Annotated in this window: 12 protein-coding genes; 9 read left to right on the top strand and 3 right to left on the bottom strand. The window is 70.5% G+C overall.

Annotated features, from left to right (window positions below; all coding sequences use genetic code 11):
• The first annotated feature begins 19 nt into the window (after positions 1 to 19).
• Positions 20 to 1018 (top strand): Bug family tripartite tricarboxylate transporter substrate binding protein, encoded by a 999-nt coding sequence (locus FHX60_RS19905; protein ID WP_112774901.1) that lies wholly within the window; start codon positions 20 to 22, stop codon positions 1016 to 1018.
• Positions 1019 to 1162: 144 nt separating this feature from the next.
• On the top strand, positions 1163 to 1654 hold the full coding sequence (locus FHX60_RS19900) for a DUF421 domain-containing protein (RefSeq protein WP_092311395.1): 492 nt from the start codon (positions 1163 to 1165) through the stop codon (positions 1652 to 1654).
• Between the two features lie 71 nt (positions 1655 to 1725).
• Here FHX60_RS19900 and FHX60_RS19895 read toward each other — a convergent pair whose 3' ends face one another.
• Both FHX60_RS19895 and FHX60_RS19890 read right to left on the bottom strand, forming a co-directional pair.
• Positions 1726 to 3309 carry a fatty acid--CoA ligase gene (locus tag FHX60_RS19895; protein WP_183284332.1) on the bottom strand — a complete coding sequence of 528 codons (1584 nt, stop codon included), beginning with the start codon at positions 3307 to 3309 and terminating at the stop codon, positions 1726 to 1728.
• 79 nt (positions 3310 to 3388) lie between these two features.
• Positions 3389 to 4171 (bottom strand): SDR family NAD(P)-dependent oxidoreductase, encoded by a 783-nt coding sequence (locus FHX60_RS19890; RefSeq protein ID WP_092311401.1) that lies wholly within the window; start codon positions 4169 to 4171, stop codon positions 3389 to 3391.
• A gap of 282 nt (positions 4172 to 4453) precedes the next feature.
• Between FHX60_RS19890 and FHX60_RS19885 the strand changes: the two genes are divergently transcribed.
• Positions 4454 to 6766, top strand: coding sequence for a mechanosensitive ion channel family protein (locus FHX60_RS19885; RefSeq protein WP_183284331.1), 2313 nt, complete (start codon positions 4454 to 4456; stop codon positions 6764 to 6766).
• 315 nt (positions 6767 to 7081) lie between these two features.
• On the top strand, positions 7082 to 8260 hold the full coding sequence (locus FHX60_RS19880) for a helix-turn-helix transcriptional regulator (protein WP_183284330.1): 1179 nt from the start codon (positions 7082 to 7084) through the stop codon (positions 8258 to 8260).
• Between the two features lie 10 nt (positions 8261 to 8270).
• On the opposite strand, the gene FHX60_RS19875 is transcribed toward FHX60_RS19880, so the two are convergent.
• Positions 8271 to 9161 carry a LysR family transcriptional regulator gene (locus FHX60_RS19875; protein ID WP_112774897.1) on the bottom strand — a complete coding sequence of 297 codons (891 nt, stop codon included), beginning with the start codon at positions 9159 to 9161 and terminating at the stop codon, positions 8271 to 8273.
• A 105-nt stretch (positions 9162 to 9266) separates the two neighbouring features.
• On the opposite strand from FHX60_RS19875, the gene FHX60_RS19870 reads away from it, so the two are divergent.
• The 5 genes from FHX60_RS19870 to FHX60_RS19850 are packed head-to-tail and all read left to right on the top strand — an operon-like array spanning position 9267 to position 14194.
• Positions 9267 to 10490 (top strand): CaiB/BaiF CoA transferase family protein, encoded by a 1224-nt coding sequence (locus FHX60_RS19870; RefSeq protein ID WP_112774896.1) that lies wholly within the window; start codon positions 9267 to 9269, stop codon positions 10488 to 10490.
• Complete coding sequence (locus tag FHX60_RS19865; RefSeq protein WP_112774895.1) at positions 10487 to 10948, top strand: MaoC family dehydratase; 462 nt, start codon at positions 10487 to 10489, stop codon at positions 10946 to 10948. Before FHX60_RS19870 ends, FHX60_RS19865 begins: the two co-directional genes overlap by 4 nt.
• A 32-nt stretch (positions 10949 to 10980) precedes the next feature.
• On the top strand, positions 10981 to 11970 hold the full coding sequence (locus tag FHX60_RS19860; protein ID WP_183284329.1) for a tripartite tricarboxylate transporter substrate binding protein: 990 nt from the start codon (positions 10981 to 10983) through the stop codon (positions 11968 to 11970).
• A 26-nt stretch (positions 11971 to 11996) separates the two neighbouring features.
• Entirely contained in the window at positions 11997 to 13157 is a 1161-nt protein-coding gene (locus FHX60_RS19855; protein WP_183284328.1) for an acyl-CoA dehydrogenase family protein, read from the top strand.
• 38 nt (positions 13158 to 13195) lie between these two features.
• Entirely contained in the window at positions 13196 to 14194 is a 999-nt protein-coding gene (locus FHX60_RS19850) for an acyl-CoA dehydrogenase family protein (protein ID WP_183284327.1), read from the top strand.
• Positions 14195 to 14222 lie beyond the last annotated feature (28 nt).

The raw sequence follows: 14222 nt of genomic DNA, 5'->3' as shown, positions 1-14222 counted from the left end.
TTACCGAGGTCTGAAGATCATGAAGTCCGCACGACGCCACCTCCTGGCCACGCTGGCCGCCGCCATGCTCGCTCCCGCCGCCCTGCTGGGCGCCGGCAGCGCGCTGGCACAGGGTTCGTACCCGAGCAAGACCGTCACCATCGTCGTCGCCTACCCCGCCGGCGGCGACGTCGACGTGCTGGCGCGCATGCTGGCCGAGAAGCTGGCCCCGCGCCTGAAGCAATCCGTGGTGGTGGAAAACCGCACCGGCGCCGCCGGCACCATCGGCAGCGCCTACGTGGCGCGCGCCAACCCGGACGGCCACACGCTGCTGCTCGCGCCCAACACCGTCGCGATCGCGCCGCTGGTGCTGCGCGCCGGCACCGGCGCCAGCTACGACGTGCAGCAGGACTTCACGCCGATCAGCCAGATCGGCACGCAGTCGCTGTTCGTAGTGGTGAACAAGGGCACCGGCATCACCAAGGTCAGCGACCTGGTGGCGCGCGCCAAGGCCGGCAAGGTCGAGACCTATGCCACCCCGGGCAACGGCTCGCCGATGCACATCATGGGCGAGCTGTTCAACAAGTCCGCCGGCATCAAGATCAGCCAGGTGCCATACCGTGGTCTGGCGCCCGCCATCGTCGACGTGATCGGCGGCCAGGTGCCCGTCACCTACATCACCTATGGCGCGATCTCGCAGTACGTCGGCAACGGCAGCCTGGTGCCGCTGGCGGTGGCCGACCAGAAGCGCTCGCCGTTCGCGCCCAACGTGCCGACGCTGGCCGAACTGGGCTACAAGGATGTCGAGATCGGTGCCTGGCAGGCACTGCTGGGGCCGAAGAACATGCCGGCCGAGGTGGTGCGCACGCTCAACGCGCACGTCAACGAGATCCTGAAGATGCCCGACGTGGTCGCGCGCATGGCCACCATCGCCGTCACGCCTTCCGGCGGCGAGCCGGCGGTGCTGTCCAGGCTGATTGCCAGCGATACCTCGCGCTATACCAAGGTCGTGAAGGAGTTCGGCATCCAGGCCGACTGACCGTGGTTTGCAGGCACGGCCAGCGTGGCCGGTCCGTGCCTGTAAGAATTACCATTCGATACCTGCGATATAGCGGCGCCGGCGCCACGGCGCGGCCCCTCCATGCTGTGCTGCGGCTGGCAAGAAAGTTGCGGCGTTGCCGGCATGGACTTTTCGATCGACTGGCGCGAAGCGCTCTTCTTCACCGTCTCGCCGCTCGAAACCATCGTGCGCGGCACGGTCATGTACTGGTCGCTGTTCCTGCTGTTCCGCTTCGTGGTGCGGCGCGACATCGGCTCGATGGGAATCGCCGACCTGCTGCTGATCGTGATCGTCGCCGACGCGGCGCAGAACGGCATGGCGGGCAAGGGCGAAGGCGTGGCCGACGCCGTGCTGCTGGTGATCACGCTGATCGTCTGGAACCGGCTGATCGACTTCCTGGCTTACAAATACCCCGGCTTCCAGCGCTTCGCCGAAGCGAGGAAGGTGCTGCTGGTGCGCGACGGGGTCAAGCTGCACGAGAACATGCGGCGCGAGAACATCACCGACGAGGAACTCGAAGCCAAGTACCGCCAGCATGGCGTCGATTCGATCGAAAGCGTCAAGGCGCTTTATCTGGAAGCCGACGGCAAGATCAGCGTGATCAAGAAGGAATAAGCGTCCGGGCTGGCACCGTCGGAAAAAAGCCCGCCGGGTTGCGGCGGGCTTTTGTCTTGCTGCGGCGGGCGTCAGTTCACCTGCCGGTTCATGCCCTCCCAGAAGGGCTCGCGCAGCTTGCGGCGCAGCAGCTTGCCCGACGGGTTGCGCGGCAGGGCGTCGACGAAGTCGATGCTCTTCGGCACCTTGAAACCGGCCACGCGCTGGCGCGTCCAGGCGAGGATGGCATCGCGGTCGGCCGCCTGCCCCGCTTTGAGCACCACGATGGCCTTGACCGCCTCGCCCCACTTCTCGTCCGGCACCCCGATCACGGCCACGTCGGCCACCTGCGGATGGCCGTAGATGGCGCTCTCGACCTCGGCCGGATAGACGTTCTCGCCGCCGCTGATGATCATGTCCTTGACGCGGTCATGGATGTACAGGTAGCCGTCGGCATCCATGTAGCCCGCGTCGCCGGTGCGCAGCCAGCCATCGGCATCGATGGTACGCGCGGTCTCTTCGGGCTGCTTCCAGTAGCCGGCCATGTTGTGCTGCGAGCGCACCACCACTTCGCCCACTTCACCCGGTGCCAGCTGGCGTCCTTCGTAATCGACCACCTTCAGCTCGACCCCCGGCAGCGCCTTGCCCGCCGCGCGCATGCGCGGCACCTCGTCGGTGGTGTGGTCCTCGGGCGGCAGCGCAACGATGGTGCCGGTGGTCTCGGTCATGCCGTACTGCTGCACGAAGCCGCAGCCGAACACTTCGATGCCTTCGCGCAGCAGCGCCGCGGGAATCGGCGCGGCGCCGTACAGCAGGTACTTCAGGCGCGAGTAGTCGACCTGGGGCGCGCGCGGGTCGCGCAGCACGATCTGCATCGCGGCCGGCACCAGGAACAGCTTGCTGACGCGCTCCTTCTCGATGAAGTCGAGTACCGCGCGCGGATCGAACTCGCGCGCGACCACGCCCTTGGCGCCGGACAGCAGGTTGCGCAGGCCCCAGCCGGAACCGCCGATATGCGCCACCGGCATCGCCACCAGCGAAATATCGTCGGGCACCCAGTGCGACCAGGCCAGCTGTTCGCGCTCGCTGACCTCGGTGCCGATGGTCAGGTTGCGGTGCGTCAGCATCGCCCCCTTGGGCCGGCCGGTGGTGCCCGACGTGTACAGCTGCAGCACCACGTCGTGCGCGGCCGGCTCATGCGCCGGCGGCGTGGCCGGATGCGCGTCGCGCCAGTCGGTGTAGCAAGGCCAGTCGCCCTGGCCGTCGCAAGGCTCCATCACCACCACCTTGCGCACCAGCGGCAGCGCCGGCAGCAGGTTGCGCGCCAGCGCCGCCGACTCGGCGCCGACAAACAGCACCACGGCATCGCAATGCGCGAGGATGAATTCCACCTCGGGCGGCGCCAGGCGCCAGCTGGCCGGCGCCATCACCGCGCCGGTCTTGGCCGCGCCCAGCAGCAGCTCGAAATAGTGGTCGCTGTTCTTGCCGATATAGCCGATGCGATCGCCCGCGCGCACGCCTTCGGCCAGCAAGGCCTGCGCCACGCAGTCCGTGTTGCGCTCGAACCCGGCGTAGGTGGTCTGCCGGCCTTCGAACGAATACGCCACCGCCTCGGGCCGCAGGCGCGCGAAATGGCGCACCGCGTGAGGCAGCGTCGTCAGATAGCTGAAATCCATCCGCGTCTCCCAAAGATTTCATGCCAGGTGCGGACGCGCGTGACGCGCGTGCGCACCCGGCGACTGGCCGGTGGTGAGTTCAGCGCGGCGCCATGCGGATGGCGCCATCCAGGCGCACCGACTCGCCGTTGAAATAGCCGTTGCGGCACATCTCGACCGCCAGCGAGGCAAACTCTTCCGGCTGCCCCAGGCGCTTCGGGAACGGCACCGACGCGGCCAGCGCGGCCTTGACGTTTTCGGCCGCGCCCTGCAGCAGCGGCGTATTGAAGATGCCCGGCAGGATGGTGTTGACGCGGATGCCCTCGCCCGCCAGGTCGCGCGCGATCGGCAGCGTCATGCCGACTACGCCGGCCTTCGACGCCGAGTACGCCGCCTGCCCCATCTGCCCGTCCTGCGCCGCCACCGAGGCGGTGTTGATGATCACGCCGCGCTCGCCGCCGGCGGTGTCCAGCGTCAGCATGCCGGCGGCCGAACGCGCGATGCAGCGGAAGGTGCCGATCAGGTTGATCTGGATGATGCGCTCGAAGGCATCGGACGGGAAATGCTTGATCTGGTCCGGCGCCTCCTTGGCGCGCGAGGCGGTCTTGATGGCGTTGCCGGTGCCGGCGCAGTTGACCAGGATGCGCTCCTGGCCGATGGCGGCGCGCGCCCTGGCAAAGCCCGCCTCGACCTCGGCCTCGGAGGTCACGTTGACCTGGCAGAACACGCCGCCGAGTTCACGCGCCAGCGCTTCGCCCTTCTCGGCGTTCAGGTCGAACAGGGCCACGCGCACGCCCTGTGCCGCCAGTGCCCGCGCCGTCGCCGCGCCCAGCCCGGAAGCGCCACCCGTCACCACTGCCGATACCGATGCATTGAGTTCCATGCCGTCTTTCCTTTGTCTCTTGTGCCGTGTGGCCGGCGTTGCGCGGCCGCGTTCTGGTTGAAGTCGGGTTGAAGCCGGCAGGCGCGCAAACGCCGGTACCGGAGTGGGTTCGAGATTCGGGGATCGGGGCCGCCGATGCATCGTCTGAAGCGACGAATGCGACGATTGCGCCCAATGCGCGCGCCAGGGCGCCCGCCCGGCACACCGCGCGACCGATGCGTTACAGTGGCGCGATCGATGGCCATTCCGGCGCCGGTGCCAGCCGGCAGACGTTCTCCCGCCATGCGCAAACCCGACCCTCACGCCTTCGCCCGACGCCGCCCGCCAGCCGCCCTGGCCACGGCACTGGCCTTGCTGGCCAGCCTGCTGGCGTTGCTGTGCGCCATGCCGGTGCGCGCCACCCCCGCCGGTCCGCTCGCCGAGCTGCTGGCGCCGGCGGAAAAACAAGGGGCGCCCGCCAGCGGCGCTGCCGCCAGCATGCCGCTGGCGCAGTCGCTGGACCAGGTCATCACCACGCTGCAGGACGACGGCGAGCGGCGCGCGCTGGTGCGCCAGCTGCAAACCCTGCGGCAAGGTCTGGCGGCGTCCGCGGCCACGGCGGCGCCGGCCGCCGCTTCGGCGCCAGGGCTGATCGGCGCCGTGGCGCAGGTGCTGGACGAAGTCGACTCGCACCTGCGCGAAGACCGTGGCCCGTGGCAGTACTGGGGCTGGCGCACGCGCTTCGCGGCCGAGGAATGGCGCGCCGCGCTGACGCAGGGCGGCACGCGCCCGGCACTGGACTCGCTGCGCGAGTTCGCGCTGGTGCTGGCGGCATGGGGTGTTTGCGGCTGGCTGCTGCGCGAGGCCGGACATCGGCTGCGGCGGCGGCGCACGGCCGGCGCCGCGCACGTGCCGCGCGGCAAGCTGCCCGACCTGCCGTCGTGGGTCGACGTCGGCACCTACATGCTGCGCCATATCGGGCCGTGGGTGGTGGCGTTCGGGCTGACGCTGCTGCTGGCGCGGCAGCTGTTCGCGCAATCGCCGGCCAGCGTCGCCGCCGTGCTGCTGGCCTACGCCATCGTCGCCGGCGCGGTCGCGGCGGCGGTGTGCCAGGTCATCTTCGCGCTGTTCCGGACTGCGCACCGGCAACTGGCGGTGCGGCAATTGCTGGCGCGTTCGCCGTGGCTGCTGTTCTGCACCGGCGCGCTGGCCGCGCTGGGCAACGGCGCCGCCGACGGCCGCGTGGTCGCGGTGCTGGGCGGCAACCTGTGCGCGCTGGTCGCGACCCTGGCCAATATTGCCGCGGCGCTGGGCATCGGCGCGTTCGCGCTGGGTTTTCGCCGCCAGGTCGGCCAGCTGATCAGCCAGCGGCCGCTGGCCTTCCGCCAGGCCCATCCCGCCGTGACCGACCTGCTGCGCCTGGCCGGCCACGCCTGGCACCTGCCGGTGCTGGCCGTGGTGGTGGCATCGGTGATCGGCACGGTGCTGGCCACCGGCCATGCCGATGTGTTCCTGCGCCGCACCGTGGCGTCGGTGGCGCTGTTCGTCGCCGCGCTGCTGCTGACCATGGTGCTGGGGCGCTCGCCCAAGGCCGGCGCGCGCGCGCCGCGCATCCGCGACCGCCGCCGCTCGGCCTACCTGCAGCGCTTCGGGCGCTTCGCGCTGGCGCTGGTGCGGGTGCTGGTGTGGGCGGTGTTCGTTGAAATGGTCATGCGCGTGTGGGGCTCGTCGCTGGTGCGGCTGGCCGAATCGTCCGCCGTCGGGCGCCACCTGACCGAGACCGCGTTCCGCGTCACCAGCACCGTGCTGCTGGCCTGGCTGGTCTGGCTGCTGATCGACACCGCCATCATGCAGTCCCTGTCGCCGGCGCACGCGCGCGCGGCGCAGCCCAGCCTGCGGGCCCGCACCATCCTGCCGCTGGTGCGCAATGCGTCGTTCATCGGCCTGCTGGTGCTGACCGTGATCGCGGTGCTGGCCAACCTGGGCGTCAACGTGACGCCGCTGCTGGCCGGCGCCGGCGTGGTCGGCCTGGCGATCGGCTTCGGCGCGCAAAGCCTGGTGCAGGACCTGATCACCGGCCTGTTTATCGTGGTCGAGGATTCCATCGCCATCGGCGACTCGATCGAGCTGCCCGACCACGCCGGCGTGGTCGAGGCCATGACCATCCGCACCGTCAAGCTGCGCGACGGCCGCGGCGCGCTGCACACGCTGCCGTACAGCCAGATCAAGGCGGTCAAGAACCTGTCGCGCGGCTACGGCTACGCCGTGCTCAGCATCGGCATCAGCTACCAGAGCGACCTGGACCAGGCCCTGGAACTGATCCGCACCACCGGCGCCGAGCTGGCGCGCGACCATCGCTACGGCCGCAAGCTGATGTCCGGGCTCGAGATCCTGGGCCTGGACCGCTTCGACCCGAGCGGGCCCGTGGTGATGGCGCAGATCAAGACCCGGCCGCTGATGCAGGCGGAAATCACGCGCGCCTTCAATGCCCGGCTCAAGCGCAATTTCGACGCCAGCGGCATCCGCATGGCGTCGCCGAACCTGACCATCCAGGTCGATGGCGGCACGGTGGAGTTGCCCGCCGGGGCACTGGCGCCAAAGGCCGCGCCCCGGTGACCGCCTGCTATCCGGCCGAGCGGCCGAGGTTGCCTTGGGCCAGCGCGTATCCGTCTCCGACAGCGCCGCTACCTAAGGCCTGATGAGAATTTTTTGCGCCGCACAATCGGGGGTTTCCCCCCCCAACACGGGGTATAAAACATACAACATTGTTTGGCATGATTGCGGCACGGCAAGCGCGACCGACGAGGCGCTGCCGGCAGCAGCCGTATCGGCGCCACTACAGAACGCCAGAACGGAACCGATAATACGAAGGGATGTGGCCACTTGCCGTGGCGCAGAGCAAGAGGCGTTTGCCACCGGGGGGATCTGAACATGGGCGAACACCCGACAACGGACGAGGACTTCCATCGTCTGGTCGACTCCATCTATGAGTCCGCGCTGGACGTCGCGGCCATGCCCGCCGCCCTCGACCTGTTTTCACGCTACACCTGCACCGTCAGCCCGCGCTACCTGATCTGGGACAAGCTGGCCGGCCATGCCCGGCTCGGCGTGACCCCGCACGGCTGCTTCACCGGCGGTGCCAGCCTGCCGGATCGCCTGCCCGGGACGCTCGACGGCGCCTGCCACGGTGCCGGCCCGGCCCTGCTCGATGCGGCCGCGATGTGCTGCGACGGCGCCGCGACCGCCGCGAGCGCCGCGACCGATGCCGCGGCGCTGGCTTGCAGCGAGCTGGAGCAAGGCATCCGCCTGGTCGAGAACGCCGAAGTCTGCGTGCTGATGAGCGGCACCAATGCCGGCAGCATCAGCACCGGCCAGCGCGAACGGCGCCTGTCCCACGTCATGCCGCACTGGGTGCGCGCCGCGCGCATGCAGCAGCGCAACTTCGAACTGAGCGGGCTGGCCAGCCTGGGCCTGGCCGGGCTCGATACCCTGGACTTCGGCGTAATGGTGCTGCAGGCCGACCTGCGCGTGCGCTACGCCAACAGCTGGGCCGAAGCGCTGGTGCGGGCCGACAGCCACCTGTCACTGCAGGACGGCGTGCTGCGCGCCCACAGCGACACACTGCAGGCGGTGCTGCGCAAGCTGCTCGACGGCGCCATGCGCGGCCGCGGCGCCGAGGCCGCGTCGGGCTCGTGGATGCATATCACCTCGGGCGGGCAGCCGGTGCCGCTCATCGTCACGCCGCTGGTCTCGCGCCAGCCGGTGGAGGGGCCGTGGCAGCTGCCGGCGGCGATGCTGCTGCTGGGCAACTCCGAATCGCGCTCGGTGCTCGATGCGGGCGTGCTGACGTCGCTGTTCGGGCTGTCGCGCAAGGAGAGCATCATTGCCATCCGGCTCGCCGCCGGTGAAACCCTGAACGAGATCGCCGAGCGCGAGTTCCTCTCGCCCCATACCGTGCGCGTGCATATCCGCGACACGCTGCGCAAGACCGGCACGCACCGCCAGTCCGAACTGGTGCGGCTGCTGCACCTGCTGCCCGGCGTCAACCTGGAGCGAGCCGGCGTGACTCCGGCGATCCGGCCGCGCGCTCCGCGCCCCCGCGCCGCCTGACGCCGCCCGGCTACTGCACCGCGGCCTGCGCCGCCGCCAGGAAGCGCTGCACCTGGCGGTCGCCGTCATCGGGCCGCGCCGCCAGCGCGATGCCGATGCGGCCCGCCGGCCGCGGGCTCGACAACGGCAGGAAGCGCACGCGCCGGTTGGCGTAGCGCGCCGCCACGCTCGGCACCAGCGCCACGCCCAATCCGCTTTCCACCAGGCTCACCTGGGTCTGCACCTGCACCGCCTCCTGCGTGACGCGCGGCACGAAGCCCGCCTGCTGGCACAGCATCATCGCCACGGCATGCAGGTTGGGCACCTGCGCCGCCGGATACATGATGAAGGGCTCATCGGCCAGCGTGCGCAGCGCGATCGCGTCCGCGCGCGCCAGGGGGCTGTCGGCCGGCACCGCGGCGACAAAGACATCATTCTCCAGCGGCGTCAGCGCATAGCCGCCGCTGCTCAGGATCGGGAAGCGCACCAGTCCGGCATCGATCTGGTGCTTCTCCAGCCGGTCGAGGATCGCGGCGGTGGTGGATTCGTGCAGGATCAGCTCGATGCCGGGATGCGCGGCGCGGAACGCCGGGATCAGCTTGGGCAGCAGCGCATAAGTGGCCGAGCCGATAAAGCCGATGCGCAACGCGCCGCGCTCGCCCTGCCCCGCCGCCATCGCCGCGGCGCGCGCCTGCTGCGCGTGAAACAGCGCCCGGCGCGCGTCATGCAGCGCGGCCTCGCCCGCCTGCGTCAGCCGCACCCCGCGCGAGGTGCGCACGAACAGCGCCGTGCCGAGCTGCTCCTCGAGCTTGCGGATGGAGATCGAAAGCGGCGGCTGCGCCATGTGCAGCCGCTCGGCGGCGCGGTGGAAGTTGCCGGTCTCGGCCAGGGCGACGAACTGCTGCAGTTGGCGCAGGTCCATGGTCTGCAATATCCAATGAATATCAATTGCTAAAAAACTAATATTAGACCAGCCCGCCCCCCCTGATCTACCCTGTGGCCCACAGTACAAAAGATCGGAGACACTATGCTGCCGCTTGCAGGCATCCGCGTGGTCGACCTGTCCACGGTGGTGATGGGGCCGTATGCCAGCCAGTGGCTGGCCGACCTGGGCGCCGAGGTGATCAAGGTCGAGCCGCCCGAGGGCGATTCCACGCGCCGCACCGGGCCCGCCGCCGAACCCGGCATGGCGGCGATCTTCCTGGGGGTCAACCGCGGCAAGCGCAGCGTGGTGCTGGACCTGAAGCAGCCCGCGGCGCAGGCCGCGCTGGAGCGCGTGCTGGAGCGCGCCGACGTGCTGATGCACAGCATGCGCCCGCAGAAGCTGGCGGCGCTCGGACTGGACCCCGACGCGGCGCGGGCGCGCCATCCGGACCTGGTCTTCGTCAGCCTGCTGGGCTTTGCCGGGGACGGGCCCTACGGCGGCCGGCCGGCCTACGACGACATCATCCAGGGCCTGTCGGGCAATGCCGCGCTGATGGCGGCGCAGACCGGCGACAGCCGCTACTTCCCCACCATCGCCGCGGACAAGACCAGCGGGCTGGTGGCGGCGCTGTCGGTGTGCGCGGCACTGGCCGGGCGCGCGCGGCGCCAGGCCGATGGCCGCGCCGGCGCTGGCACGCTGGTCGAGGTGCCGATGTTCGAATCGATGGTGGCGTTCAACCTGGTCGAGCACTTCTACGGCCACCACTTCGAGCCGCCGCGCGGCCCGAGCGGCTATCCGCGCGTGCTGGCGCCATTGCGCCGCCCCTACCGCAGCGCCGACGGCCACGTCTGCATGATGCCGTACACCGATGCGCACTGGCGCGACTTCTTCCATGCCGCCGGACGGCCCGAGCTGGCTGCCGATGCGCGCTTTGCCGACATCGCCGCCCGCACCGAGCATATCGAGACCCTGTACGAGCTGACCGGCGAGATCGTGCAGGCGCACAGCACCGCGCACTGGGTGGCGCTGTGCGAACGGCTGCAGATCCCGGTGGCGCGCATCAACGCACTGGAAGACCTGCCGCACGATCCGCACCTGGTCGCCACCGGCTTCTTCGAGACCGCCGACGATCCAGCCATGGGCAAGCTGCGTTTTCCCGGCGCGCCGGTGCGTTTCGACGGCCAGCGCGCGCCGCTGGCGCTGCCGCCGCGGCTGGGCGAGCACACCCGCGAGGTGCTGGCCGAGGCCGGCCTCGCTGACGAACAGATCGCACAACTGCAACAGAGCGGCGCCGCGCGCTGCGCCGCCTGCACGGAGACACCATGACGCATGCCGAACTGCCCCGCCTGGGCCAGGGCTTCTACTGGCAAGACCTGCACGAGGGCCAGGCCTTCCGCACCTTCGCCCGCACCGTGACCGAGACCGACCTGGTCAACTTCATCTCGGTCACCGGCATGGTCGAGGCCATCTTCATTGAAGCCGGCTACGACGGCGGCGCGATCCAGGGCCGGCCGGTGCCGGCGGCGCTGACCTATACGCTGATCGAGGGCTTCATCCTGCAGACCATGATCCAGGGCACGGGGCTGGCGATGCTGGAGCTGACGCAGCAGATCCACGGCCCGGTGCTGGTCGGCGACACCATCCACGCCACCGTGACCGTGACCGGCATCCGCCCGACCTCGCGCAGCGGCCGCGCCGTGGTGGATTCGCGCATCGAGGTGTTCAACCAGCGCGGGGAGCAGGTCATGACCTATACCGCGCGCCGGCTGCTGGCAGGACGGTGACGCCGCGCGGCATCCATGGAGGAGACAGAAAAATGAAGGCAAAGACTTTCATCGCCACATTGGCCGCGGCAGCGGCCACGGTGCTGCTGGCGCAACCGGCGGCGGCGGCCGATGCCGCCGATGCCGCTTACCCCGCGCGGCCAATCCGCCTGGTGGTGCCGTTCCCGCCAGGCGGCCCGACCGACCTAGTCTCGCGCGTGATCGCACGGCGCATGAGCGACGAACTGGGCCAGCCGGTGCTGGTCGACAACCGGCCCGGCGCCAATGGCAATATCGGCGCCGAAATCGTCGCCAAGGCGCCCGCCGACGGCTATACCGTGCTGTACAACACTTCATCGATCGCGTTGAGTCCCGCGCTCTACCGCAAGCTCGGCTATGACGTGACGCGGGATTTCGCGCCGGTGGCGCTGACGGCGATGGTGCCGCTGGTGCTGGAAGTCAACGCACAACTGCCGGTGCATGACGTGAAGGCCTTTATCCAGTACCTGAAGGCCAACCCGGACAAGCTCACCTACGGCTCGGCCGGCAACGGCAACGTGACCCACCTGGCGGCGTTCATGTTCCTGCAGGCGCACGGGCTGTCGGCGGTGCATGCGCCCTACAAGGGCAGCGCGCCGGCGCTGACCGACCTGGCCAGCGGCCAGGTGCAGTTCATGGCCGACACCATCAATTCCTCGCTGCCATTCATCCGAGACAAGCGCATGCGCGCGCTCGCCGTCACCAGCGCCACCCGCAGCGCCCTGTTGCCGGACGTGCCGACGCTGGCCGAGACCGTGCAGCCGGGCTTCGAGGTCGGCGCCTGGCAGGGGATGATGGTGCCGGCCAGGACACCGCCCGAGCTCGTGCGCAAGCTCAACGCCGCCGCCCTCAAGGCCCTGGCGCACCCCGATACCCGCGCCAGCCTGGCCGCCCAGGGCGCCGAGCCGCGCGGCTCCACGCCCGAGGCCTACGGCGCCTACCTTGGCGCGGAAATGACGCGCTGGCGCAAGGTGGTCAAGGACTCGGGCGCGACGCTGGACTGAATCCAATCAAGCGACAGGACGCTATCGTGACCGCATTGCTCTCCACCTTCCGCCTCACCACACTGCCGCCGCACGCCCTCGCGTTCCGCGCCGAGGTGCGGGCCTTCCTCGATCAACACCTGCCGGCGCTGCCGCCGGAAACGCGGGCGCGCTCGTGGATGGGGTTCGATGCCGGCTTCAGCCGGGCGCTGGCCGCGCGCGGCTGGGTCGGCATCACCTTGCCCGCGCAATACGGCGGCGCGGGGCTGGATCCGTTCTCGCGCTTCGTGCTGGTGGAAGAGTTGCTGGCCTGCGGCGCGCCGGTGTCGGCGCACTGGATCGCCGACCGCCAGAGCGGCCCGCTGATCCTGCGCTACGGCAACGACGCGCAGAAGGCGCGCTACCTGCCCGCGATCAGCCGCGGCGAGGCCTTTTTCTGCATCGGCATGAGCGAGCCCAATTCCGGCTCGGACCTGGCCAGCGTGGCCACGCGCGCGGTGCTTCAGCCGGATGGCAGCTGGCGCCTGAACGGGCGCAAGATCTGGACCACCAACGCCGACCGCTGCCACTTCATGATTGCGCTGGTGCGCACCTCGGGCACCCCGCAGGACCGTCAGGCCGGGCTGTCGCAGTTCATCGTCGACCTGCATGCGCCGGGCGTCACGGTGCGGCCGATCCGCGACCTGGCCGGCGATGCGCACTTCTCGGAAGTGACCTTCGACGACGTGGCGCTGGCCGCGGATGCGCTGGTCGGCAACGAAGGCAGCGGCTGGGAGCAGGTCAACGCCGAGCTGGCGTTCGAGCGCAGCGGCCCGGAACGGCTGTATTCCAGCGTGGTGCTGTTCGACACCTGGCTCGACGCCCTGCGCCGCCTGCCGCCGGCGCGGCGCGACACCGTCACCGCGGGCCGCCTCGCCGGCCACCTGGCGGTGCTGCGCGCGATGTCGCTGGCGGTCACGGCGCGCCTGGCCGCGGGCGAAAGCCCGGTGGTCGAGGCCGCGCTGGTGAAGGACCTGGGCACCACCTTCGAGCAGTCGGTGCCTGCGCTGGTGGAAGCCGCGCTCGGCGACGAACCGGCACTCGCGGCCGATGGCGCGCTGTACCGCACCCTGGCCTATGTGACGCAGATCGCGCCGTCGTACTCGCTGCGCGGCGGCACCCGCGAAATCCTGCGCGGCATGATCGCGCGCGGGCTGGGCCTGCGCTGATCCGACCCCGCCGACCGCCATCCTGAACGAGATTGCCCATGCATAACGCCTACTCCGATGCCCTCGACGCGCTGCTGCGCGACTGCTGCACGCCCGCCACGGTGCGCGCGCTGGAACAGCAGGCCGACCCGCAGCCGCTCTGGCAAGCGCTGCAAGACAGTGGCTTCGCCGACTGCCTGTTGCCCGAATCCGCCGGCGGCGCCGCGCTGCCGCTGCGCGAGCTGGCGCCGGTGTTGTTTGTCACCGGCCGCCACGCCCTGCCGCTGCCGCTGGCGCAGACCGTTTTTGCGCGCGCGCTGCTGCATGCCAACGGCGTCGCGCTGCCAGACGGCCCGATCGCGCTGGCAAGCCTTGACGACGGCGCCGCCGCCACGCTGGTGGCGGACGCCCGTCATGCGCAGTGGTTCCTGGTGCAGGACGGCGAGCGCTGCCTGCTGCTGTCCGCCGCGGCGGCGCGCGCCGAGGCCACCGGCGCGCACGGCGACCTGACCCTGCGCGTGCCGCGACCGGACGCCGCCGCGCCCGCGGCATTCCAGCTGCCGGCCGGCACCGTGCGCACGCTGGGCGCGTGCCTGCATGCGGCGCAACTGGCCGGGGCCCTGTCGCATGTGCTTGACGTTACGCTGCAATACGCCAACGACCGCCAGCAGTTCGGCCGCGCCATCGGCAAGTTCCAGGCGATCCAGCACCAGGTCAGCGAGATGGCCGAGCAGGTCGCCGCGGCGCGGGTGGCGGCGCAGCTGGCCTGCGACAGCGACGGCGCCACGCCCGACCCGCTGCGCGCGGCGATCGGCAAGCTGCGCGCCAGCGACGCGGTCACGCCGGTGGCCGCGACCGCGCATGCCGTGCACGGCGCCATCGGCATTACCGAGGAATATGACCTGCAGCTCTATACCCGCCGGCTGCATGCGTGGCGTGTGGCGGACGGGTCGGAACGCTGGTGGAGCCGGGTGCTGGGCGAAGCGGTGCGCGCCGTCGACGGCCGCAAGGCGGTGGAACTGGTGCGCGACTGGTGCGAGCCGGCGCCCGCCGCCTGAAGCGGCGGGGCCAGGGACGCCGCCTGCC

It is taken from the genome of Cupriavidus alkaliphilus (genome assembly GCF_014191175.1).
In the GTDB taxonomy this organism is placed as follows: Bacteria; Pseudomonadota; Gammaproteobacteria; order Burkholderiales; family Burkholderiaceae; genus Cupriavidus; species Cupriavidus alkaliphilus.
This window is presented reverse-complemented; position numbering and strand designations above follow the sequence as displayed.

Bases quoted from the DNA above. Each gene is read 5' to 3' on its own strand.
- FHX60_RS19905 (WP_112774901.1), top strand. From the start codon at position 20: ATGAAGTCCGCACGACGCCACCTCCTGGCCACGCTGGCCGCCGCCATG.
- FHX60_RS19900 (WP_092311395.1), top strand. From the start codon at position 1,163: ATGGACTTTTCGATCGACTGGCGCGAAGCGCTCTTCTTCACCGTCTCG.
- FHX60_RS19895 (WP_183284332.1), bottom strand. From the start codon at position 3,309: ATGGATTTCAGCTATCTGACGACGCTGCCTCACGCGGTGCGCCATTTC.
- FHX60_RS19890 (WP_092311401.1), bottom strand. From the start codon at position 4,171: ATGGAACTCAATGCATCGGTATCGGCAGTGGTGACGGGTGGCGCTTCC.
- FHX60_RS19885 (WP_183284331.1), top strand. From the start codon at position 4,454: ATGCGCAAACCCGACCCTCACGCCTTCGCCCGACGCCGCCCGCCAGCC.
- FHX60_RS19880 (WP_183284330.1), top strand. From the start codon at position 7,082: ATGGGCGAACACCCGACAACGGACGAGGACTTCCATCGTCTGGTCGAC.
- FHX60_RS19875 (WP_112774897.1), bottom strand. From the start codon at position 9,161: ATGGACCTGCGCCAACTGCAGCAGTTCGTCGCCCTGGCCGAGACCGGC.
- FHX60_RS19870 (WP_112774896.1), top strand. From the start codon at position 9,267: ATGCTGCCGCTTGCAGGCATCCGCGTGGTCGACCTGTCCACGGTGGTG.
- FHX60_RS19865 (WP_112774895.1), top strand. From the start codon at position 10,487: ATGACGCATGCCGAACTGCCCCGCCTGGGCCAGGGCTTCTACTGGCAA.
- FHX60_RS19860 (WP_183284329.1), top strand. From the start codon at position 10,981: ATGAAGGCAAAGACTTTCATCGCCACATTGGCCGCGGCAGCGGCCACG.
- FHX60_RS19850 (WP_183284327.1), top strand. From the start codon at position 13,196: ATGCATAACGCCTACTCCGATGCCCTCGACGCGCTGCTGCGCGACTGC.